Source organism: Paenibacillus sp. LT-B23, assembly GCF_059417685.1.
In genome coordinates, this window is record NZ_JBSQBM010000001.1 from 65,843 (window position 1) to 88,759 (window position 22,917).

The 22,917-nt window shown below is 48.0% G+C and carries 27 protein-coding genes; 25 read left to right on the forward strand and 2 right to left on the reverse strand.

The features are described from left to right. Window positions 1-3 precede the first annotated feature (3 nt). The 7 genes from plsY (at window position 4) to spoIVA (ending at window position 5,285) form a co-directional block, all read left to right on the forward strand. Window positions 4-612, forward strand: coding sequence for a glycerol-3-phosphate 1-O-acyltransferase PlsY (gene plsY, locus ACWXW9_RS00335; protein WP_494927793.1), 609 nt, complete (start codon window positions 4-6; stop codon window positions 610-612). Next, window positions 605-1,645, forward strand: coding sequence for an NAD(P)H-dependent glycerol-3-phosphate dehydrogenase (locus ACWXW9_RS00340; protein WP_494927794.1), 1,041 nt, complete (start codon window positions 605-607; stop codon window positions 1,643-1,645). Before plsY ends, ACWXW9_RS00340 begins: the two co-directional genes overlap by 8 nt. A 171-nt stretch (window positions 1,646-1,816) precedes the next feature. Further along, entirely contained in the window at window positions 1,817-2,092 is a 276-nt protein-coding gene (locus ACWXW9_RS00345) for a stage VI sporulation protein F (protein WP_494927795.1), read from the forward strand. A 183-nt stretch (window positions 2,093-2,275) separates the two neighbouring features. Continuing rightward, window positions 2,276-2,905 (forward strand): hypothetical protein, encoded by a 630-nt coding sequence (locus ACWXW9_RS00350; protein WP_494927796.1) that lies wholly within the window; start codon window positions 2,276-2,278, stop codon window positions 2,903-2,905. 53 nt (window positions 2,906-2,958) lie between these two features. Further along, window positions 2,959-3,309, forward strand: coding sequence for a 2Fe-2S iron-sulfur cluster-binding protein (locus ACWXW9_RS00355; RefSeq protein ID WP_494927797.1), 351 nt, complete (start codon window positions 2,959-2,961; stop codon window positions 3,307-3,309). Window positions 3,310-3,511: 202 nt separating this feature from the next. Beyond that, a complete protein-coding gene (locus tag ACWXW9_RS00360; protein WP_494927798.1) occupies window positions 3,512-3,793 on the forward strand; it encodes a hypothetical protein in 282 nt (93 codons plus the stop codon). 13 nt (window positions 3,794-3,806) lie between these two features. Next, window positions 3,807-5,285 (forward strand): stage IV sporulation protein A, encoded by a 1,479-nt coding sequence (gene spoIVA, locus ACWXW9_RS00365; RefSeq protein ID WP_494927799.1) that lies wholly within the window; start codon window positions 3,807-3,809, stop codon window positions 5,283-5,285. Between the two features lie 328 nt (window positions 5,286-5,613). On the opposite strand, the gene ACWXW9_RS00370 is transcribed toward spoIVA, so the two are convergent. Continuing rightward, on the reverse strand, window positions 5,614-6,525 hold the full coding sequence (locus ACWXW9_RS00370) for an MmyB family transcriptional regulator (protein ID WP_494927800.1): 912 nt from the start codon (window positions 6,523-6,525) through the stop codon (window positions 5,614-5,616). A gap of 134 nt (window positions 6,526-6,659) precedes the next feature. Here ACWXW9_RS00370 and ACWXW9_RS00375 point away from each other — a divergent pair, with 134 nt between their 5' ends. The 5 genes from ACWXW9_RS00375 (at window position 6,660) to ACWXW9_RS00395 (ending at window position 12,186) form a co-directional block, all read left to right on the forward strand. Next, window positions 6,660-7,592, forward strand: a complete 933-nt coding sequence (locus tag ACWXW9_RS00375) for a zinc-binding dehydrogenase (RefSeq protein ID WP_494927801.1) — start codon at window positions 6,660-6,662, stop codon at window positions 7,590-7,592. A gap of 392 nt (window positions 7,593-7,984) precedes the next feature. Next, window positions 7,985-9,088, forward strand: coding sequence for a sugar ABC transporter substrate-binding protein (locus ACWXW9_RS00380; RefSeq protein WP_494927802.1), 1,104 nt, complete (start codon window positions 7,985-7,987; stop codon window positions 9,086-9,088). Window positions 9,089-9,155: 67 nt separating this feature from the next. Continuing rightward, window positions 9,156-10,673: a sugar ABC transporter ATP-binding protein gene (locus ACWXW9_RS00385; protein ID WP_494927803.1), complete on the forward strand. Its 1,518-nt coding sequence runs from the start codon at window positions 9,156-9,158 to the stop codon at window positions 10,671-10,673. Beyond that, entirely contained in the window at window positions 10,670-11,656 is a 987-nt protein-coding gene (locus tag ACWXW9_RS00390) for an ABC transporter permease (RefSeq protein WP_149093591.1), read from the forward strand. Before ACWXW9_RS00385 ends, ACWXW9_RS00390 begins: the two co-directional genes overlap by 4 nt. A gap of 257 nt (window positions 11,657-11,913) precedes the next feature. Then, on the forward strand, window positions 11,914-12,186 hold the full coding sequence (locus tag ACWXW9_RS00395) for an HU family DNA-binding protein (protein ID WP_137063469.1): 273 nt from the start codon (window positions 11,914-11,916) through the stop codon (window positions 12,184-12,186). 70 nt (window positions 12,187-12,256) lie between these two features. Here the strand turns inward: ACWXW9_RS00395 and ACWXW9_RS00400 are convergent, their stop codons facing one another. Then, the gene (locus ACWXW9_RS00400) at window positions 12,257-12,430 is read right to left on the reverse strand and encodes a hypothetical protein (RefSeq protein ID WP_162833902.1); all 174 of its coding nucleotides are present in this window, start codon (window positions 12,428-12,430) and stop codon (window positions 12,257-12,259) included. Window positions 12,431-12,584: 154 nt separating this feature from the next. Between ACWXW9_RS00400 and mtrB the strand changes: the two genes are divergently transcribed. The 13 genes from mtrB (at window position 12,585) to aroH (ending at window position 22,764) form a co-directional block, all read left to right on the forward strand. Further along, entirely contained in the window at window positions 12,585-12,815 is a 231-nt protein-coding gene (gene mtrB / locus ACWXW9_RS00405; RefSeq protein WP_354452766.1) for a trp RNA-binding attenuation protein MtrB, read from the forward strand. A gap of 95 nt (window positions 12,816-12,910) precedes the next feature. Further along, window positions 12,911-13,462, forward strand: coding sequence for a hypothetical protein (locus tag ACWXW9_RS00410; RefSeq protein ID WP_494927804.1), 552 nt, complete (start codon window positions 12,911-12,913; stop codon window positions 13,460-13,462). 116 nt (window positions 13,463-13,578) lie between these two features. Then, a complete protein-coding gene (locus ACWXW9_RS00415) occupies window positions 13,579-14,448 on the forward strand; it encodes a heptaprenyl diphosphate synthase component 1 (protein ID WP_494927805.1) in 870 nt (289 codons plus the stop codon). Between the two features lie 9 nt (window positions 14,449-14,457). After that, entirely contained in the window at window positions 14,458-15,186 is a 729-nt protein-coding gene (locus ACWXW9_RS00420) for a demethylmenaquinone methyltransferase (RefSeq protein WP_431091420.1), read from the forward strand. Further along, window positions 15,179-16,054 carry a UbiA-like polyprenyltransferase gene (locus tag ACWXW9_RS00425; RefSeq protein WP_494927806.1) on the forward strand — a complete coding sequence of 292 codons (876 nt, stop codon included), beginning with the start codon at window positions 15,179-15,181 and terminating at the stop codon, window positions 16,052-16,054. Before ACWXW9_RS00420 ends, ACWXW9_RS00425 begins: the two co-directional genes overlap by 8 nt. Further along, the gene (locus ACWXW9_RS00430) at window positions 16,051-16,713 is read left to right on the forward strand and encodes a UbiX family flavin prenyltransferase (RefSeq protein ID WP_494927807.1); all 663 of its coding nucleotides are present in this window, start codon (window positions 16,051-16,053) and stop codon (window positions 16,711-16,713) included. Before ACWXW9_RS00425 ends, ACWXW9_RS00430 begins: the two co-directional genes overlap by 4 nt. Continuing rightward, the gene (locus tag ACWXW9_RS00435; protein ID WP_494927808.1) at window positions 16,670-17,536 is read left to right on the forward strand and encodes a menaquinone biosynthetic enzyme MqnA/MqnD family protein; all 867 of its coding nucleotides are present in this window, start codon (window positions 16,670-16,672) and stop codon (window positions 17,534-17,536) included. Before ACWXW9_RS00430 ends, ACWXW9_RS00435 begins: the two co-directional genes overlap by 44 nt. Beyond that, window positions 17,533-18,507, forward strand: coding sequence for a polyprenyl synthetase family protein (locus tag ACWXW9_RS00440; RefSeq protein ID WP_494927809.1), 975 nt, complete (start codon window positions 17,533-17,535; stop codon window positions 18,505-18,507). The genes ACWXW9_RS00435 and ACWXW9_RS00440 overlap by 4 nt, the downstream gene beginning before the upstream one ends. A gap of 110 nt (window positions 18,508-18,617) precedes the next feature. After that, entirely contained in the window at window positions 18,618-19,061 is a 444-nt protein-coding gene (gene ndk, locus ACWXW9_RS00445; RefSeq protein ID WP_494927810.1) for a nucleoside-diphosphate kinase, read from the forward strand. 30 nt (window positions 19,062-19,091) lie between these two features. Next, on the forward strand, window positions 19,092-19,892 hold the full coding sequence (locus tag ACWXW9_RS00450) for a CheR family methyltransferase (RefSeq protein WP_494928146.1): 801 nt from the start codon (window positions 19,092-19,094) through the stop codon (window positions 19,890-19,892). 229 nt (window positions 19,893-20,121) lie between these two features. After that, complete coding sequence (aroC, locus tag ACWXW9_RS00455) at window positions 20,122-21,291, forward strand: chorismate synthase (RefSeq protein ID WP_494927811.1); 1,170 nt, start codon at window positions 20,122-20,124, stop codon at window positions 21,289-21,291. Between the two features lies 1 nt (window position 21,292). Next, window positions 21,293-22,387: a 3-dehydroquinate synthase gene (aroB, locus tag ACWXW9_RS00460; protein ID WP_494928147.1), complete on the forward strand. Its 1,095-nt coding sequence runs from the start codon at window positions 21,293-21,295 to the stop codon at window positions 22,385-22,387. A gap of 2 nt (window positions 22,388-22,389) precedes the next feature. Beyond that, window positions 22,390-22,764 (forward strand): chorismate mutase, encoded by a 375-nt coding sequence (gene aroH / locus ACWXW9_RS00465; protein WP_134913873.1) that lies wholly within the window; start codon window positions 22,390-22,392, stop codon window positions 22,762-22,764. Window positions 22,765-22,917 lie beyond the last annotated feature (153 nt).

Below are 22,917 nucleotides of genomic sequence, written 5' to 3' on the forward strand. Positions count from 1 at the left end.
AGGTTGATTTTACAGATCATTGCCATCGTACTCAGTTACTTGCTTGGCTCTGTCAGCTTCAGTCTGCTGTATGGAAAATTAAAAGGAATCGACATTCGCCAGCACGGAAGTGGCAATGCTGGCGCGACGAATACGCTGCGCGTGCTAGGAAAAGGCCCTGCCATTCTGGTACTGCTGCTGGACGTACTTAAAGGGATTGTTGCGGTGCTGATAGGGCATTGGCTTGGCGGAAATTCATCCTGGTTACCGGGTTTGTGTGGCATTGCGGCGATTGCAGGTCATAACTGGCCGGTATATTTCCACTTTCGCGGAGGAAAAGGTATTGCTACCGCTATTGGTGTATTGGTCTCGATTGCCTTACTCCCCGCATTATATGCCGGAATTATTGCGATTCTTGCAATCGTAATTACGCGCTATGTATCCCTTGGCTCGCTGATTTTTGTCATTTTGACACCTTGGATTTTACTGGTACTTGGTTATGCATGGCCGCTCTTCTGGACGGCTCTGGTCATTTGTGTGTTTGCTGTGTGGAGACACCGCACCAACATTGCCAAGCTGGTACGGGGGAAAGAAAACAAGCTTGGCTCCAAAGGAGGAGATCGTCTTGTCTGAGAAAATAGCTGTGCTGGTCGCGGGCAGTTGGGGAACAGCTCTGGCTTCCGTCCTTGCGGCCAATAACAACGATGTCTCTGTCTGGACGAGAAACGAACAGCAAGCTGCTGAAATCAATGAGAAGCATACAAATGAGCATTATTTACCTGGTTCTGTCCTGTCTGAGCGGATTACGGCTACAACTGATATGGAAGCTGTGGTGTCTGGTGCCAAAGCGGTCATAATCGTAGCTCCTTCCGCTGCTGCGCGTCAGGTGGCGCGTAGTCTGAAAGCATTCTTTACCAAGGATATGCTGATTGTTCATGCCATAAAAGGCTTTGAAACGGAAACACTCAAACGTATGTCTACGGTGATTTCAGAAGAGCTGGAAGTCGCGGAGGGTGATATTGCCGTGCTGTCCGGTCCGAGCCATGCGGAAGAAGTAGTGCGGAAATGCCCTACGACGGTTGTCGTAGCCTCGTCTAATGAGAAGGCTGCACAGGCTGCACAGGAGCTGTTTATGAACTCCTATTTCCGCGTATATACGAACCGGGATTTGTTGGGTGTGGAGCTGTCTGGGGCGTTGAAGAACATTATTGCTTTGGGTGCGGGTATGTCGGACGGACTAGGCTTCGGAGATAATGCAAAAGCGGCTTTGCTCACCCGTGGGTTGGCAGAGATTACCCGTGCCGGAGTAGAAATGGGAGCCAATCCTTTGACCTTTGCCGGGCTTGCAGGCATCGGCGATTTGGTTGTTACCGCAACAAGCCGTCACAGTCGTAACTGGCGTGCAGGCTCGCTGCTTGGGCAGGGGCGAAAGCTTGATGATGTGCTAGAGTCTATGGGCATGGTGGTAGAAGGCATTCGGACGACAAAGGCGGCCTATGCGATCTCGCAAAAGCTGGGCGTTCAGATGCCTATTACGGAAGTGCTGTACGGGGTACTGTTTGAAGGGCGAGATGTCCGTAAGGCCGTCGAGGCGCTCATGGGTCGCGATCCGAAAACCGAAATGGAAGTCATGCCCTTGCAAACATGGGAACAATGGCATTCGTAAGGGCTTAGCTCCACATATAAAACTTACAAAAGGCTGTCTCGAAAGTAGATTTTATCTGCGGTTGAGACAGCTTTTTTCAGTTAGGCATAAGGCATGTCTTTTGTAAGCTTAATCACCTTTGACCTCCATCATTCATAAACTGAGTTGAGTAATGGCGGAGGAGGGGATAATGTGAATAAAAACTTTCCGAAAGATGCGTTGAAGGCCATTAACAAAAAAGGTGGCAAAAACATATCTGAAAATGCGGTGAAGAAGCTGGCAGGCACCGTGAAGGCGGACACGCTTCAAAATGAAGCGCAGTTGCGTCAGTTGATAAAGCAGGTATCTGCGATGGCCAATATTCCGGTGTCGGAAGATACAGTAAGGGATATTGTCGGTGCCGTCAAAAAGAGCGGAATGAGTCCTTCCAATATGGAAGCGTTGATGAAAATGATGATGAAAAAATAAAAGTTACAGTCGTTTAAAGGCTGGTTGTATTCTCCGTGAACCGGACAGGTTCACGGCTTTTTTTATTATTTCAGCAGATTCTCGGCTGTTCTCTTATGCATAAAATGTCGAACTGCCATACGTAACATGTTATAATGGTGCCCAACAGGAAACGGGATGATGGACTGAAAGGGAGGAAACAATGTGAAGGAGGCTATATCTTCGCTGCGATTGAACAAGCTGCCTCACGAGCTGACAGCTGCGCTGAGCAGCTTGGCGGACGGTTGGGCGTCCATTGCTGTTCCGTGGATGCTGGGAGGAAGCTGTTCGCTGCTTGTGCAGGAGGTTGAACTGGATCGACTGCCCCGAGATATTGATATTTACGCAGATATTCATGCAGCGAAGCAGCTCCATGCGAAACCACCGGGTGTAATGATCGACCGACAGCAGGTAGATCGTAGTGGTTCGTACGTTTCATTGCTGAGCCATTATGAACTGGAGGGATTTCCAGTTGAGCTTGTGGGAGGTTTCGAGGTGCTGTGTGACGGAGCTTTATATCGATTGGAGGTCGAACGGTTGCTGTGGTCGGCTGGAATCCGGTTTGATCTGGGGCACTCTTCACTGCGTCTGATGCCACTCAGTCATGAGTTGTTATTTAATCTATTACGAAATCGATCCGACCGATATGAGGCGATAGCGGACGCCATGAAGCGTGATCCGCAGCGACATATAGCGGTGCTGAATCAACTGCTGATCAGCAACATTTGGACAGATGACCAACTGGGTAAGCTGCAAGAGCTTTTGCCTTGGCCCGAGTTGCATTCCAAAAGCTGAATAAGGCTGTAATTGGCAGATTTCGTGGTTGCTACAAGAATGGAGGACCGTTCATGGATGTGCATATTACGTTTAAGCCGTCAGGCAGGCGCGTACAGGTCGGTCAAGGCACGATATTGCTCCAGGCCGCACGTAAAGCGAACGTGTATATTCCAACCCGTTGTGATGGAAAAGCGGCCTGTCTCATGTGCAAGGTGCATATTTCACAGGAATGGGCTGTACACGCAGGCCAGCCAAGTGATGCAGAGCGTCTCAAGCTGGGACCTTTGCTGGATGAAGGCATCCGCTTGTCCTGTCAGGCTCGCGCCCAGAGTGATGTTGAGGTGATGATACCGGAGGATAGGCTCAAGGCGGCTGTTCGGCGACAGCTTGAGCGTCAGGCGCAGGAAGACGAACTATGGTGAAGCTTTAAACCCTAAAGCCTAAACTCAAAAGAATAAGAAACAAAGGATGTTATCCGACGACTTTGATGCTTATACCCCTAAGTGAACGCTCAAAAAAGTGTTCACTTAGGGGTATGAGTTGCATAGAGAGTCAGAGAAACATCCTTTTTTATTATAAATCTAGCGTCGAAGTCATGGGGAAACCCTGCTACGCATATATTAGGTGAGTGGACCCAAACGTAAAATATCGTTTTGCAGTAATCGCTGTGGCGAACTCTATTTTTTCAAAAACCTGAACATATTTTACGGAGGGGATACATATGATGGTATCAGTCCAAATGCATGTACGAGTTTACGCCGTTTCGCCGATTCCATCAGTCTCCTGAATCTCGGCGGCGGACGACTTCCGGGCATTTTAAAGGCTGTTCTGCCGCATCTGGGATCAAGCAGTTGGTTGAACACGAAGCGGATGCTCTTTAAGCATTTTTCCTTCGGAGACTTTTGAGGAGGGGATTTCATTGGAGAAAGTGGACATTTTTAAAGACATTGCCGAACGCACCGGAGGAGATATTTATCTAGGGGTCGTCGGCGCAGTCCGAACAGGTAAATCAACTTTTATCAAGCGGTTTATGGAGACAATTGTTCTGCCGAACATCACAAGTGAGGCGGACCGTGCCCGCGCCGTAGATGAGCTGCCACAAAGTGCGGCAGGGAAAACAATCATGACGACGGAGCCTAAATTCGTACCGAATAATGCTGTCCAGATCAAAGTAACGGAAGGACTGGATGTGAATGTTCGTCTGGTCGACTGTGTAGGATACGCAGTAGAGGGTGCGAAGGGGTATGAGGATGAAAATGGCCCACGGATGATCTCCACGCCATGGTTTGAAGAACCGATTCCGTTTCAGGAAGCGGCGGAGATTGGCACGCGCAAGGTCATTCAGGAGCATTCGACGCTCGGTGTTGTCGTTACGACAGACGGCACGATTGCGGAAATCCCGCGTAGCTCTTATGTAGAGTCGGAAGAACGAGTCATTGAGGAGTTGAAAGAAGTAGGCAAGCCGTTTGTGCTGGTCATCAATTCCACGCATCCGCGCAGCGATGAAACACTACAACTTCGCAGTGAGTTGGCGGCCAAGTATGATATTCCTGTCATGACGCTCAGTGCGGCTACGATGACAGAAGATGATGTTACAGGCGTGCTTCGTGAAGTATTATATGAATTCCCGGTGCATGAGGTGAATGTGAATTTGCCGAGCTGGGTTATGGTGCTGAATGAAGATCACTGGCTGCGCAGCAATTATGAGAATTCCGTCCGCGATACGGTAAAAGACATTCGACGCCTGCGTGATGTAGACCGGGTGGTCGGCCAGTTTATGGAGTATGAATTCATCGACAGGGCCGGTCTGAGCGGAATGAATATGGGTCAGGGTGTGGCGGAAATTGATCTGTTCGCACCGGATGAGCTGTACGATCAGATTTTGGTCGAGGTGGTTGGGGTAGAGATTCGCGGCAAGGATCATCTGCTGCAAATGATGCAGGATTTTGCCCATGCCAAGCGGGAATATGACCGTTTCGCCGAGGCGTTGGAAATGGTCAAGACGACCGGATACGGCATTGCTGCTCCGTCGCTGGCAGAGATGGCCTTGGATGAACCTCAACTGATTCGCCAAGGTACGAGGTTTGGTGTGCGCCTCAAGGCCACAGCTCCTTCTATTCACATGATTCGTGTCGATGTGGAATCGGAGTTTGCCCCGATTATCGGGACAGAGAAGCAAAGTGAGGATCTTGTGCGCTATCTGATGCAGGATTTTGAAAATGACCCGATCAAAATCTGGGAGTCGGACATATTCGGTCGCTCGCTGCATGCCATTGTCCGTGAAGGCATTCAGGGCAAGATTGCCATGATGCCGGACAATGCACGCTATAAGCTTCAGGAAACGCTAGGTCGTATTATTAATGAAGGCTCCGGTGGTCTCATTGCTATTATTCTTTAAGCGTAATCAAATGAAAAGGTGCAGGAAAAATATCGTAGAGAGTAGACTCTCTTTGCGGTTCGCAGAAAATAAAGTAGTAGATTGACCTCCAAAACGAGACAGCGGCAGCCACGGACGAAAAATAAAGTCCTAAGCTGCCGCTGTTTTTTTGAACTAATGTTTCTCGTTAGCGGAATGTAGTTTTTATTGCAACGATATGATTGAAAAGAGTTTCATCACTCAAAAACCCCGGTGGTAATTCTCATACTTTGCCTCTTCATACATAGCACCGCGGAAATTTGTAATAAACGATTCTTCTTCTGGATCAATCCTGTAGCAATTTGACTGACTATGGATTGACACCGTAGTTCTGACACTCGGCAGGACACCCCAAGTATTCAAATACTTTGCGTGCAGAATCGTCAACCGGCAAGAAAACTTCAATTCCAGGATACATATGGCTGCTTACAGAAAGATGAATCTGCTTGTAGCGAATGGGGATGAACTCGCCCGAGGTTTCCATTCTGGCCAAAATGATTTTCGATTGCTCAACTTCGGCGGCCGAGCCCTTTGCCTGCGTATTCCAATACTTATTAATATCGTCGTATTTCTGAAATCTTTCAATTAACTTTTTATACCAGTGGTCGTAGCGGGAATACATGTTATTTCTTTTGAAAGCTTGTATACCGTAAATGGCATGTGACTCCCACTGCTCGAACGACGCCGCATCGAAGGTAGAACGGGGACGAATGGGAATATCGGAGTTAAAATGAAAATCAGCTATATTCAGTTTGTCATTAATAAAAGAATCGAAGGGGATGTCGAATAAATGGCGAAATGGCTCATTTAACCCCTTAATATCTAAGGTATGGGTGACGATCATTGCCGGAAACGGCAAATTACTCATGATCTGTTGCGCTTGCTCCAGCGCCAGTTCCAGAGACCGTCCTTCCAATTCGTGATAGATCGGAATATAATCGGCGGCCAGGAGCAGTTCGTTGCGCTCATCGGAAGTGCACTCCAGATATTCAGCAATATGGATAATGGTTTGGCGGTTAGGCACTCGATGCGAACGTCCAACCAGTAGATTTTTATACGTAGTACATGCCTCATCATTAAGCTCCTGCTGAGTAAACCGTTTCAACAGCGGGTGAGATTGATCAGCATATTCCCGTTGACGTTTCATGCGAAGAGCTTCAATCTCTCCCAATACGATTTTTAACGTTTTATACTGGAAGTCCTCGTCCTTATGCACGGTCATCTTTTTTCAATCCTTTTCACATTAATGAGGTGTAGTTCTACACTTGGTGCAGGTGATCCTCCACAGTATACTACATTGTGAAAAAGGGAGCTATTTTACAAAAAGTTCTCAATTACACTTATGGAGGAGATCATATGAATCGTGCAATTGTAACAGATCCGTTTGCTTCAGAATTTTTCAGTATAAAGGAAGTTGCTGCCCCACAAACCCAGCCTTGGGAAGCGATCGTTCAAGTACAAGCCTTCTCCCTTAATCGAGGTGAAGTGGTAGATGCAAGGGATAATGGAGAGCAAATCAGGCCGGGCTGGGATTTTGCCGGAATCGTCATCGAGCAGGCCAAAAACGGAACTGGTCCGAAACAAGGAAGCCGTGTCGTTGGCCTTCTCCCGATGGGAGCATGGGCCGAACAAGTTGCTGCCCCTACTTCATTACTGGCTGAAATTCCTGATGATATTACCTTAGCACAGGCCGCTACTTTACCGGTAGCTGGTCTGTCAGCACTCTATACGCTTAGAAAAGGAGGAATGCTGCTCGGTAAGCGAATATTGATAACTGGCTCGACTGGCGGAGTTGGGATTTTCGTACATCAGCTAGCAGCGCAATCTGGAGCTTTTACAGTAGGGATATCCAGAACAAAGGAAAAAGCCTTACTTGTTCAAGAAGCTGGTGCTAATGAGGTTATCGTTGGAGATACGGCGATTTCATCGGTCGATACATTCGGACCTTATCATTTAATTATCGATTCAGTAGGTGGCGATACGCTAGCTGCCTTACTGCCTCAGCTTGTACCTGAGGGGATATGTGTATCCATGGGGCATTCGTCCTCACCTTACGCAACGATTAATATCAGGGGCTTAGGTGGTAGAACCTTGTACAGCTTCTTTCTAGGAGAGGAGATAAATCGCTATTCGCCGGCAGAAGATCTAAAATTACTAGGCGAGCTTGTTTCAAAAGGCCAGTTAGTACCTAGGATTGAAGTGGAGGCATCATGGAAGGAGATTGGAACTATCGCCCAACAACTGATAGAACGGAAGTTTTCCGGTAAAGCAGTGCTCCTAATAAATTAGATGTGAGCTTCACCATATTGAAAATGACAAGGAGATCGTATCTCCGGGCTAGCTTCGCTCGTGATGTTCACATTTAGCATAAGGAAAAATCGATCCAGTGGTCATCCCCTGTCAAGTAAAGAACTAAAAAGACACCTTTATGCAGCAACCGTTTCCTGATATTCAATCGGGGAACGGTTGTTTAATTTTTTCTGAAATCTATTTAGATGTAAAACGAAATATAATCTCACACCAACATCTACGTTATATTCCTATAAAATTGTCGTATTTTGTCATATATGATCGTAAAATATTTTTATATTCACAAAACCTATTTACATACTTGGTTTAACGCGATATATTAAGTATCAAATTTGAATCATTTTGTTGAATGAACGAGGGGGAAACGAAACATGTATATCCAAAAAAACAAAAAGCTAGGACTAGGGGCTATGATGCTGTTGGTGCTGGTTTTGCTGGTCACTGCATGTGGCGCGCCGAAAACAGAGAGCGGTGCTCAAGGGACAAGCAGTACAGGATCGAACACAACGGATGCAAAAACAGACAGTTTAAACTTAAAAGGAAAACGAGTTGCATTAATTATGGAGTTTAACACAGGCACGTTCTCACAGCAGTATGTTCAGGGCGTGGAAGGGGAAGTTAAGAAATTTGGTGGTACGCTGACAAAGTTTGTGGCAGACAACGATAAAGCAAAAATGGCCTCCTTGCTCGATAGCGCGATTAACCAGCAGTTTGATGTCATTTTGACAGACCATGGTGATGCGTTACTGGAAACAGGGTTGAAAAAAGCGGTTTCCCGCAATATCCCGGTTATCGTCTTCGATGCTGCGGTCAACGTTCCGGGGGCTGTCGTGCTTTCACAGGATGACCAAAGCATGGCTGAGCTGACGCTGGAGCAAATGAAAAAGGATATCGGCGGCAAAGGTAACATTGTAAAAGTGTGGGTTGCTGGGTTTGCACCGATGGAGCGTCGTCAGGTTGCTTACGATAAGTTCTTAAAAGCTAATCCGGATATTAAAGAAATTGCAACTTTTGGCTCAGCTCAGAATCCGGCTTTGGACACACAAGCCAAAATGGAAGCTGTGTTGAAACAATATCCTAAGGGTCAAATTACAGCGATCTGGGCTGCCTGGGATGAATTTGCCAAAGGTGCAGCACGCGCCATCCAACAGGCTGGACGCACGGAAATTAAAGTCTACGGCATTGATATGAGTGACGAGGATTTGCAAATGATTCAGGACCCGAAAAATCCTTGGGTAGCTTCGGCGGCTGTAGATCCGACAGATATCGGACGTGTACAAGTTCGCTATGCATACCAGAAGCTGCACGGGGATAACCCGGAGGAGCAAGTGGTACTGAAGGCGGTATACGTGCAGCGTGAAGCATTGCCAGATAAGCAAATCTCCACCTCCGAGCTGTCTCAATATGTAAAGGGATGGGGCCAAAGCGAGCAAGGCTACAAGGATTGGATGAAAGAATATGAAACGGCCAAATAAACTTTAAGATAAAGCACAAGGCGCGCTTCGGCGCGCTTTTATCATAAGCAGGCGTGAGGGAGGTACCATGAGTTCACAAGTGTATACACTGGAAATGAAGAAAATCAGCAAACAGTTTGCTGGTGTGGATGCGCTACGGTCCGTGGATTTTACGGTGCATGGCGGCGAAATTCACGCTCTGCTGGGCGCAAACGGAGCAGGTAAAAGTACACTGATGAAAATTTTATCCGGCGCGTATCGTTCCGATCAGGGGAGCATTGTTGCAGGAGGCAAGGAACTGAGCATTGGTTCGCCGTGGGAGGCGAAGAGAGCGGGAATTCACTGTGTCTATCAGGAAATTGATTCAGCGCTTGTACCGCAGCTGAGCGTTGCGGAGAACATTGTCCTGGATGATTTGTCTGCACCTGAAGGACGCTGGTGGGCTGCGCCGGGTTCCATGCGCAAACGTGCGCGCGAGGCGTTGGAACGGCTGGAGGCCGATATTGATGTACGGCAATACGTATCTGAGTTGACGTTGGCAGAAAAGCAGCTTGTACTCATTGCGCGTATTTTGACACAGCAAGCGAATACGATCATCTTCGATGAGCCTACAGCGCCACTCAGTGAAGAAGAAACGCGGCGTTTGTTCCGCACTATTCATACGCTCAAGGCAGAGGGCGTTGCATGTATTCTTATCACCCACCGATTGCCAGAGGTCATTGAACACAGCGACCGTGTTACGGTGATGCGTGATGGAGAGCGAGTGTTCAACGGTCCATCCTCCGATTTGAGTGTAGGCGACATCGTTACACATATGCTTGGTAAAACATTTGAGGAGGAATTTCCAAAAACGGATGTTCCTATCGGTGAAACGGTGTTGGAAGCCAAAGGGCTTCACAAGGGATTACGGGTTCACGGTGTCGATTTGCAGGTCAGACGCGGGGAAATCTTGTCTATCGTAGGTTTGGTCGGTGCGGGCAAAACGGAGCTGTCCCGGCTTCTTACAGGCGCCGATAAACCCGATAAGGGGGAACTGGTCTTCAAAGGCCGTTCCATTCGTCTGAGAGAGCCTGCGGACGCGATAGTTCAGGGGATTGTGTCCATACCTGAGGAACGGCGCAAGCAAGGTGTATTCATCGAAGAGACGGTAGAACGAAACCTTAGTCTTCCGCTATTGGGCAAGTTGAGTGTACTTGGTTTTATCAGTCGTCGCAAAGAACGTACGAACGGTAACGAAGTCGTTGCTTCCCTTGGCATTAAGACCCCGTCTCTGCGTCAGAATGTTAAATATTTGAGTGGCGGGAATCAGCAAAAGGTTGCGATAGGTAAATGGCTGCATTCCGGGGCAGATGTGTTTGTTTTTGACGAGCCGACCAAGGGTGTGGATATCGGGGCGAAAAGTGATATTTTCCGTATCATTGGTGATTTGGCGGCCCAGGGAAAAGCGGTCATTTATTTAACTTGTGAATTTGCTGAGGGTATCGGCATTGGTGATCGAATTGCAGTGATGTATGACGGAAAAATAATAAAGGAATTTGCGCGGGGCGAAGTGGAGCAGGAAGAGCTTCTGTTGTATGCCAGCGGCGGTGAAGAGGTGCATTCATGAAGGAAAAATGGTTAAATGTCTCATTTCGTTATGGGGCTGTAGTCGTAATTATGGGTGTGTTGGCGTTTTTTTCAGCCACATTGCCCTATTTCTGGACGTACGACAATTTGATGGACATTCTTGGCTCTATTGCAATTGTGACTTTTGTCGCAATTGGTGTGACATTGTCTCTCATCGTGGACGGTTTTGATCTTTCCGTCGGTGCTACGGTATCTCTGACTACCATTGTTTCAGCTTCGCTGATGGTCTGGTATGAGCAGCCCGTTGCGGTGGTCATTATTGTATCTCTGGTTGTCGGTGCAGTCGTGGGACTACTGAACTCATTACTGATCGTAAAGCTTCGTATTCCCGATTTGCTGGCAACCCTTGCGATGATGTATATTGTAAGCGGGATTCATAAAACGTACGCTCAAGGCTACACCATTTATAATCATATGCAGTTTCCTGATGGCAGCAAGGCGCCAGGGGAAATATCTCCTGCTTTTCTTATTTTGGGACAAGGCAAATGGTTGGGGATCCCGATTTCGGTTATATTGCTTCTACTGGCGGTAGCGGCGGTGCATATTTTCTTAACTTACACAAAGCATGGGCGTCAAATGTATGTGACCGGAGGGAATGAGGAAGCTGCTCGTTTGTCGGGCATACGGGTAAAAAAAGTTCGTACACTGGCCTACGTCGCTTCAGGCGTATTTGCAGCCATTGCCGGTATTTTGTATGCTTCGCGAGTAGGATCGGGTCAAATTGATGCAGGTTCTCCCTTGCTGATGGAGGCGGTGGCGGCAGTTTTTGTCGGCTTTTCGGTTTTTGGAGCGGGGAAACCGAATGTCATCGGTACATTTATCGGTGCGGTTTTGATCGGGGTATTGGTGAACGGTCTGACTATGATGAATGTGCAGTATTTTGCTCATGATATCGTCAAAGGAATTGTGCTGGTGCTCGCGCTGGCCGTCACTTTTTATGTGCTAAACCGTCGCCGTACTTGAAATTGTCTGTGGACTGTATTACTATAAACCTTGTTCCACGCAAGAAGGGTGCCATAAAACGCCAGTTTCGGCGATATTGTCTCTATATTGCGGAGGTTAGGTATATTCTATGTATATTTAACGGCGAAACGGAAACAGATGATAACATTATGGAAGGCATATGCCGCCCGGGTTATTTTATACAGGCGACTTCATATCGGTTCTACAACACCGATAACCTTAATGCTGGACTACACTTGAATTGGGAGGTGAATATTATGAATAAAACGGATTTGATCAATCAGGTTTCCGAAAGCACTGAATTGTCCAAAAAGGACGTAACTAAAGCCGTTGACGCTGTATTCGAAGCGATCTCCGGAGCGCTGCAAAGCGGAGACAAGGTGCAACTGGTAGGTTTCGGGAACTTTGAGGTTCGTGAACGTTCTGCACGTAAAGGACGTAACCCGCAAACAGGAGAAGAAATCGAAATCCCTGCGAGCAAAATTCCGGCATTTAAACCGGGTAAAGCGCTCAAGGACGGAATTAAATAAGATTTCTTACATATTCCCATTGCGCTGGAAAGACCGTGAATTTGATTCACGGCCTTTTCTTTTTGTCCTGTTATTCCGTAGCAGATGCAATGCGGGACGAAGAAGGGGAAGCGGTTCTGTCGTTCCGTGAGGCATAGGCGATCAGCACCAGCGGTTCACCCGTCAGCTCGGCAAATTCATGCTCCAACTGCTGAAGCCGCTCTACTTGGGCAGGGCTCAGATTAGCGGGACGATAGTTTTTCATCAGATTCGCTCCTTTCGTTAGCGGGGGCTGCACGGATAGTATGGCTCGGGACGCGGTAATTGTTGCAGTTAGCGCCAAAAGCATGTGGTTGACAAAACAAGCTTGAATCTCCATCATAAAAAGTATAGCTTCGGCTCTCAGGGGGGAAATGGATATGGAAGATAACGTGAAGGGTAGCAGTGAGTACGTTGTGATTAAAGCAAAAAGCAACGGATGTCAGGTTTTTGGTCTGACAAGAGGCCAGGATACACGCCTGCATCATTCAGAAAAATTGGACAAGGGTGAGGTGCTGATCGTCCAATTTACCGATCATACCTCTGCTATTAAAATTCGCGGCAAGGCCGTTGTGATGACCAAACACGGAGTTGTGGATACGGAGGATTAAAATGCAGGCATAGCCTGCTTTTTTTTGTTGTACAATGAGAGTGAGGACCTTTACCGTAATAACCCATAACAGGGTAGGGGTCAGGGGAGGCTCTGATGAAACCTTGGATTGTGCTAGGTGGCTCGATTCTCATAACCACCGCCGCTGCTGTACTGCTGCCATCCTTACAGGCGCTGGATTCGGGAACCACAGCTGTTCGTGAGACACAGGCGACGATATCGTCGCAACAGCGGGTGCTGCTGACCGATGACAATCTGGTGGATACGCTGAAGGAGCTTCCTTTGACGACACCGATTGCCAGCGTAAGCTGGGAACATTCAGTCCTGACTCTGGATGTAAAGCTGTCCAAGGAAGAAACCGCCCCGCTTGAAATCTATCAAAATATGGCGGAGATTGCCACCTTTAGTTTTTATGGAACGACGAATGTAAGGCAATTACTGCTTCGGGTAGTGACGCAGGACGAATGGTCAGGAGAACGTCATCTGCTGCTGGCATCTGATATACGCCGGAACGAGTGGACGAGTGAAGCGCTGGATCAGTTGAGAAGCCGGGAAGGTGCGGACTTGCCGGAGGAACTGAAAGTCCGCTTCCGTATTACGGTAACTCCAATGTGGCAAAGCAGGTTTAACGGTGTATATACAGATTAGGTGTTTCTGTCATTGGACCTACACTACTTTAGTCGCGAATCATTTTAAATTGTGATATAATATAAGGCATTGCAATTATTTGAGTACACCAGAAAGTCATGGCTCGGAGGCTTAGGATGAAACCGTATCGCGTACCCCAATTAGCAAGGAAATATGTGGAATACGACATGATTCAACAACATACGGAAATGCCGGCTTTTCCTGACAGCCGTACCCGCCTGTTGTTTATGTTTTTGAACCGGAATGCGCAGGAGCTACATACAAGCGAGGATGAACTATACGCACTGGTCACCTCACTCGTGCAGATGGGGCTGGATACGCATGATATGATTGATACTTTATCCGGCATACGGAGTCCGGAGGAAATGCGTTCCAGACAGCTTAAAGTGTTGGCCGGGGACTATTTTAGCAGCCGTTTTTATCAGTTGCTCGCATTGGCAGGTCGCATAACAGCCATTTCGAAGCTGAGTGATGCGGTGTGTGAAGTGAATGCAGGTAAAATGAGCCTGTATTGGGAGATGAAGCATTTTCGTCTGAATGCGGCACAGTATTTAACTCATATGGTTCGTTTTAAAAAGGAGCTTTTTCTATCCTTTACTTCACTTGTGGCAGAACAGGATCGGGAAGTTTGGGAGCAGCTTCTCAACGAATTTGCCCTCTGTGATACGTTGGCAGAGGAATGGGACAAGCGTGCAGAACCGGATAAATCCCGTTTCGGATATATGTTCTGGCATGTTTACGGTAAAGGTGACCAGAACGAACGGGAGCTGCTCTCAGAGAATAGTCCAGACGCGGATGCATGGCGCAAGCTTGTTCTGAAGTACAAGGCCGAGGAAGCTGTATTGGACAAGCTCCGAACGGCTGCTATACACATCCGGCAGATCCTGTCAGATGATCAAAATACGGGGATTGAGGAATTCGAACGCATGCTGGAGCCTTTCCTGAAGCTGCTGAATAGTCCACACCCGGTTGTGAGGGAAGGTTAGGTGAACGTTATGGGATCAAGCGACACCAAGCCGAAAGAGCAATTCGTTCACGGCGTGTTTGAAAGCATCGCAGGTAAATACGACTTGATGAACGATATACTGAGCTTTCGCAGACATAAGGCTTGGCGTAAATTTACGATGAAAAAAATGAATATGCACCATGGGGATACGGCAATCGACCTATGCTGTGGTACATGTGACTGGACGCTCGCGATGGCGCGTGCAAGTGAAAGTGGTCACATCGTAGGGCTAGATTTTAGCCAGAACATGCTGAATGTAGGCGAGCGCAAGATTGCATCGGAAGCCCGTGAAAAGCAAATCACGCTTGTTCAGGGTAACGCGATGGAACTCCCTTTTGAAGACAATTTTTTTGACTACGCAACGATTGGCTTTGGTCTGCGTAATGTGCCTGATCTGCGCCGCGTTTTAGAGGAAATGCAGCGTGTCGTCAAACCGGGCGGGCAGGTCGTATGTCTGGAATTGTCCAAGCCTACATGGCAGCCGTTCAAGGGGATTTACTATTCATACTTTAAACACATCTTGCCCATGCTCGGCAAATTGTTCGCCAAACGTTATGAGCAATACAAATGGCTCCCTGATTCGTTGGCGCTTTTTCCGGGAAGGGATGAGCTTGCTGGCATCTTCCGTGAAGTCGGACTAAAGGATGTACAGGCTCATTCTCTCACTGGAGGCATTGCGGCATTGCATATTGGAATCAAGGAGAGTCAGCATGTTTAAGAAAATTGCTATTTTTTTGGAAATGATTAAAATTGAACATACGTTATTTGCGCTCCCATTTGCATTTATGGGGGCTGTATTAGGGTCAGTTGTCGTGACAGGCACGCTTCCTTCATGGTCACAGATCGGATGGATCTTGCTGGCTATGGTCGGCGCACGTAGCGCTGCTTTTGGCTTCAATCGCATGATTGACCGTGTAATTGACGGGAAAAACCCGCGTACGGCAGGGCGTGCCATCCCGGCGGGGCTGCTCAAGTCGAGCGAAGTTGTGATTTTCATCATCGTCAGTTTGGTACTGTTGTTCTGGGCATCGTTCAAGTTAAGTCCGCTGGCGTTCAAGCTGTTCCCGCTGGCCTTTTTTATGCTTGTTTTTTACTCTTATACCAAGCGTTTTACTTGGCTTTGTCATATCGTACTCGGTCTGACAATCGGATTGGCGCCGTTGGGCGCGTGGGTTGCCGTGACGGGACAAATCGATTTAATCGCTATCGTATTATATCTCACGATTGCATTTTGGACAGCTGGCTTTGACATTATATATGCTTGTCAGGATATTGATTTTGATCAGAACGAGGGCGTTTATTCCATTCCTGCCCGCTTTGGTGTGTCGGGTGCCCTTAATATCGCTCGGGCATTCCATGTCATTACGGCGATCGGATTTATTGTGCTGTTTTTTATTACAGATTTAAGCTGGTGGTATCTGGCGGGCATGATTATTTCGTACATTATCTTATTCTATGAGCACTATATCGTATCTCCGAAGGACCTGAGTCGTGTGCAGACGGCGTTCTTTACGATGAACGGTGTACTAAGCATGGTCGTATTTGCTTTTACACTGATTGATTTGGTGGTGCGTCAATACTTATGAATCATAATCAGGTGAACAACCATCAAGGCAAACGAATCGTTATTGGCATTACAGGCGCGAGCGGAAGCATTTATGGAGTACGGCTGGTAGAAACACTGCTGGATTTGCAGTACACAGTTCACCTGATTGTTTCCAACGCCGGCTGGCGGGTACTGAAAGAGGAATTAGGCTGGAACGTGACTGACCGGGAGGGGGCGCTGAATGACAAATTCGGAGGCCGTCCCGGTTCTCTTGTATACCATCCATTCACAGACATTGGCGCTTCAATTGCGAGCGGCTCTTATCTGGTGGATGCGATGGTTATCATGCCTTGCTCAATGGGTACGTTGTCCGCAGTGGCGCACGGCTCGTCCGATAATCTCATGGCGCGAGCAGCAGACGTGATGATGAAGGAAGGCCGTCCACTCATTCTGGTGCCTCGTGAGACGCCGCTACATGCCATTCATTTGGAAAATATGCTTAAGCTTGCAAGGCTCGGGGTCAAAATGATTCCGGCTATGCCAGCTTTTTACTTTCATCCTAAGACGCTGGATGATATCGTACTGTTCCTCGTAGGCAAAGTTTTGGACAGCTTGCGTATCGAACATCAACTGTTTACGAGATGGGGGGATTCCGATGCCGACACCGGACACCAAGATAATCACAATCGGAAAAATTAAATATACAAATGCTTGGCCCATTTTTCATTATTTTAATCCTTCACAGCTTCTCCATCCGGCGGAGCTGGTTTCTAGAGTCCCGGCTGAATTGAACCGAAGCATGCTGAAAGGAGATTTGGACATCAGTGCGATGTCCTCCTTTGCTTATGCATCCGGTGCCGAAGATATGCTGCTGTTGCCGGATCTGTCTGTCAGCGCAGACGGTCCTGTGCACTCCATTTTGCTGTTCTCACGCAAACCGCTGGATGAAATCAAAAACGGAACGATTGCGTTGACGAATACTTCTGCTACATCCGTGAATTTGTTAAAAATTTTAATGGAGAAGGCATGGGAAGGCCGACCTTCCTATTTCGACTGCGAGCCGGATCTGGATTTGATGCTGGGGCAGGCGGATGCAGGGTTGCTGATTGGAGATCACGCGATCAAGGCATCCTGGCGGCGTGATGGCCTGTATGTTACGGATCTCGGAGAAGAGTGGAAACGCTGGACAGGGTACAGCATGACCTTTGCAGTATGGGCAGTGCGTCGTCCTTTTGCTACACAGAATCCTGATGCGGTGGCTGAAGTAGCAGATGCCTTTCGTGTAAGCAAGCAGCGCAGCCTGTCTGATCTGACGTCTGTTATTTCTGAAGCCTGCAAGGAAATTGGGGGCCTGCGGGATTATTGGGAGCGCTACTTTACTAATCTGTGTTATGATTTTGGAGAGAAGGAACAAAAGGGCTTAGAGCTTTATTTTCAGTATGCACATGAACTGGGGCTGCTTGACCGACGAGTGAAGCCGCTTCTCTGGAGTGACAATACGCTGACACGGGTGAAAGAATGAAACGATTGGATTTGTTCGGTTTATTAAAGAAGGATATGAACTTCATAGAAGAAGAGCTATACCGCAGCATCGACAGCACGGAGCCGTTGATTAATGATACGTCGCTTCATTTGCTCAAGGCGGGAGGCAAGCGTTTGCGGCCGGTCTTTGTGCTGCTGGGAGGCAAGTTTGGGGAATACGATCTGGACAAGCTCAAACGCATAGCAGTACCGCTGGAACTGATTCATTCTGCTTCCCTCGTTCACGACGATGTGATTGACGATGCGGAGATGAGGCGCGGCCAGCCAACCGTGAAGTCCAAATGGGACAATAGGGTGGCCATGTACACCGGAGACTACATATATGCACGTGCGCTTTCGATAGCCGCAGGACTGCCGAATCCCGACATTCACCGGGTATTGTCCAAGGCGCTGGTGCAAATGTCCATCGGTGAAATGGAACAAATCCGCGATTTTTTTAATGTCGATCAGAGTGTACGTAATTATTTGCTTCGCATACGTCGTAAAACGGCATTGTTGATTGCGGTCAGTTGCCAGTTGGGAGCTATGGCTTCGGGTGCGCAGGAAAGAGTGAATTCCCTGTTGTATACTTATGGCTACAATGTGGGTATGGCTTTTCAAATTCAGGATGATTTGCTTGATCTGTGTGGCACGGAAAAAAAGATTGGCAAACCGCCGGGCAGTGATATGAGACAGGGAAACATTACGCTTCCGGTCATTTATGCGCTTGGACAGCCTGAGCTGCGCGACGATCTATTGGCTGAAATTGGTCGTATTCAGTCCGGGGATGGGCAGGGAGATGCACGCAAAGCGGTGGATATAATTAAAAAAAGTGAAGGAATCGCTAAAGCGGAAATTCTCGCCGACCGATATATTAAAAAAGCGCTACACGCGCTGGACTTACTACCAGATGTCAAAACGAAAAAGACGCTGCGCGATATTGCTCATTTTGTGACCCGCCGCTCCTACTAAAGTTGTGTTTTGGGTTTGCTGTGACAAAATACTTTAATCGTTTCCAAGCTTTCTGTTACAATACAGTTTAGTACTGTATAAATACATTAGATTGGATTGGGAGTGAGCCGATGGATCGTACGTTTTTGATGGTTAAACCGGATGGAGTACAACGTGGACTAATTGGACGTATTATTAGTCGTTTGGAGGACAAAGGCTTCAAAATGACGGCTGGCAAACTTGTGCAGGTATCTAGAGAACAGGCGGAACGGCATTATGCGGAGCATGTGGGCAAGCCTTTTTTTGAAGAACTTGTAGGCTTTATCACTTCTGGCCCTGTATTCGCCATGGTTTGGGAAGGGGATAACATCGTTACCCTGTCCCGCCTGCTGATTGGTAAAACACAAGTGACAGAGGCTCTTCCGGGCACAATCCGGGGAGACTTTGCTGCACATACACCGTTTAACCTCATTCACGGTTCAGATTCACCGGAGAGCGCGGAGCGCGAGATTGCGAATTTTTTCACGCCGGAGGAAACCGTTCCGTATGAAAAAAGTGTGGCGACCTGGGTGTAAGTTTAATTTCGAATGAAGAAGGATGGTAGCATGACGGATATGGAACTGGGTCAGACGGACCCCGATTACACAGCGTTTATCCGCAAAATCAAGGACAGCACAGGTATTGATCTTGCACAATACAAGGAAGCACAGATGAAAAGGCGGTTAACGACGCTTCGCAACAAAAACGGGTTTCCCAGTTTTGTTTCTTTTTATGATGCCATGATGAAAGAAAAGCCCCTGTTCTATGAGTTTCTGGATCGGATGACGATCAATGTTTCAGAGTTTTGGCGTAATCCCAACCGGTGGGAAGTGCTGCGGGATACGATTTTGCCAGAACTGCTAGTAGGCAAGCAGAAGCTCAAGCTGTGGAGTGCGGCCTGCTCGACTGGTGAGGAGCCGTACAGCTTGGCTATGGTGCTGGACGGCAAGGGAATTTTGGGGAATTGCTCCATTACGGCTTCTGACATTGATGACGGCGCACTGGCTAAGGCCAAGGAAGGCAGATATTTGGAGCGTTCGCTCAAGGATGTGCCTGAGCAGGTAGCCAGCAAGTATTTCAAGCCGGATGGTGCGATGTATCGGATTGATGATCGTTTGAAGCAGGCTGTGAAATTTCAAAAGCAAAATTTGCTGTTGGATCGGTTTGAGGACGGCTACGATCTCATTATCTGCCGTAATGTCATGATTTATTTTACGGAAGAGGCCAAGCATAAGCTGTACCAGAAGTTTGCAGCCAGTCTTCGTCCCGGCGGTGTGCTGTTTGTCGGCAGTACAGAGCAAATTTTTTCTCCAAACCAATATGGTTTGGAATCGACGGAAACCTTTTTTTATCGTAAAAAAGCATAAACCTGAACATATAGTCCATTGTTTTGTAGTTAGTTGTGCCTAACAACGAGTACGTTGGCTATTGGCTTATCAGGAGCGCACGTCCTTTGGCTTTGACCATAGGGCGTGTTTTTTTGTTTATCTGCACTCTCGTGGCTTTTCTTGTCAAAGAAAGGTGCGTATACTATAATGAAGCACAGTTAAAGATTTTAGCGATGCACAGTTTAACAGTTTAAAGGGGGAACGCGTCATGAGTTTACGTTACTTAACCGCGGGGGAAACGCATGGTCCCCAGCTTACTGCGATTGTAGAGGGCATGCCGAGCAATTTAAAATTGGATTTTGAAGAATTGAATTTTCAGCTACACCGTCGTCAGAAGGGATATGGACGGGGTCGGCGTATGCAGATTGAAAAAGATACGGCCAACATTGCCGGAGGCGTTCGTCACGGGTATACCACAGGTGCGCCGATTGCTCTGATTGTGGAAAACAACGATTGGAAGCATTGGCAGAACATTATGAATATTGAGCCTATTGAAGGCAGTGACGAGGAAAAGCGCCGGGTTCACCGTCCGCGTCCGGGTCATGCAGATTTGAACGGCGGATTGAAATACAATCTGAAGGATCTGCGCAACGTGTTGGAACGTTCCAGTGCCCGTGAGACGGCAATTCGTGTTGCCTGCGGCAGTTTGGCCCGTCAATTGCTGGCAGAGTTTGGAATCAAGGTGGCTGGTCAGGTTATCCGCATTGGAGAAATCGAGGCACCTTACCGCGAATTGCCGATTGACGAGCTGATGGCCGTGACAGAAGCTTCTTCAGTGAGAGTAACCGATCCGGAAACCGAAAAGAAAATGGAAGCCTACATTGATCAAATCAAGCAAGAAGGCGATTCCGTTGGTGGCGTAGTGGAATGTATCGTGGAAGGTGTTCCAATCGGTCTGGGCAGTCATGTTCAGTATGATCGGAAGCTGGATGCACGCATTGCCCAAGGAGTCATGTCCATTAATGCGTTCAAAGGCGTGGAAATCGGTATTGGCTTTGAAGCTGGAGAGCTGCGCGGTTCGCAGGTGCATGATGAGATCCTGCATGATGACGAACGTGGATATCACCGCCGTACCAATCGTTTGGGCGGTTTTGAGGGTGGCATGACCAACGGAATGCCTGTCGTGGTTCGCGGCGTGATGAAGCCGATCCCGACGCTGTACAAGCCGCTGCAAAGCGTCGATATTGATACGAAGGAAGCGTTCACCGCTCAGGTTGAGCGTTCGGATGCGTGTGCGGTACCAGCGGCAAGCGTAGTCATGGAGCATGTCGTAGCTTGGGAGATTGCGAAGGCTTTGCTTGAAAAATTCGGCGGGGATTCGATTGAAGAGATCCGTGCGAACATTGCATCCTATGAAGAACAACTGGGACGGTACTAAGATGAGTACGCTAACGGTACAACTTGGAGAACGTTCCTATCCCATTCATATCGGGCGTGGACTGCTGCATCGGGCCGGAGAGCTTTTGAAGGAACGAGAAATTGCGCAAAAAAGTCCATTGTTGATTGTTTCTGACGAACATACAGCGGCATTTTACTTGGCGACACTGGAGAGTAATCTTCAGGATTCGGGGTACAAGACGGTATCCTTTGTCGTCAAGCCGGGTGAAAAGTCCAAATCCCTTTCTGTGTATGAGCAGGTGATTACAGCAGCTATCGAGGGCAGTTTGGACCGCAATTCAGCCGTTATCGCACTTGGTGGTGGTGTAGTGGGCGATCTGGCAGGATTTGTAGCGGCTTCTTTTATGAGAGGCGTCAAGTTCGTACAGATTCCAACTACAATCCTTGCGCATGACAGTAGCGTGGGCGGCAAGGTCGGTATCAACCATCCTTTGGCTAAAAATATGATTGGAGCTTTCCATCAGCCGGAATTGGTATTGTATGACGTGGATACGTTGTCTACATTACCTCCGCGAGAGGTATCCGCCGGGCTTGCTGAAATGATCAAGCATGGCTTGATCTGGGATGCTGATTTTGCCCACTGGTGCCGCGATCATGCGGCTGACTTGCTGGCTTTGGATACGGCAGCTCTGGAGTACGGTCTGGAAAAGGGATGCTCCGTGAAAGCCGAAGTGGTGTCGCGCGATGAACGTGAAAACGATTTACGTGCTATTCTAAACCTCGGTCACACTATTGGTCATGCAATAGAGGCGATTGCGGGGTATGGTGAGTTTTTACACGGGGAAGCGATTTCTATTGGTATGGTCGGTTCTGCACTTCTGGGTGTGAAGCTGGGGGCAGATCCTTCATTGGTAACAGAAACAAGGGATATGCTGGCTTCGCTTCGTCTACCGACTTCTCTTCCCGCTCATCTCGAAACGGATCGTCTGCTGGATGCTATGATGCATGACAAAAAGTTTAAGGAAGGCAGTATTACTTTTGTCGTCCCACGCAGCATCGGGCGCGTGGAGGTAGTGAAGGATATTTCCGTCTCTTACATCCGACAAGTAATTGAACAGCTAAAAGAGGAGGCGTAACGATGTACAATCGTGGAATTCGTGGGGCGACGACCGTAGCGAACAATGAAGAAAACGAAATTTTGGAAGCCACATGTCTTCTGTTGGAGGAAATTGTGTCCTACAATGAAGTGCAGCCGGAGGATATTAGCAACGTATGGATTACGGTGACCCACGATCTGAATGCTACTTTCCCGGCGAAGGCGATCCGTCAGCTAGACGGTTGGGATATGGTTCCGCTTATGTGTTCGTTGGAAATTCCCGTAGAGGGCAGCTTGCCAAAATGCATCCGTTTGATGGTACAGGTGAATACGGTTAAAACACAGCGGGAAATCAAACATGTATATTTGAACGGAGCGCAGGCTCTGAGACCGGATTTGGCATCCCAAGGGAAGTAATCGCCTGTTTTTAAAGTTGATGGTTGCCAAAGTAACATCGTATGAGATATAGTGTGTGTAGCAGAGTTGAGTAGAGTTAGCCAGAGCTGAGATGAGAAGAGTGCAGTTGAGCCAATTCCATATGATTGATTACAGAGACCGGCGGTAGCGGGT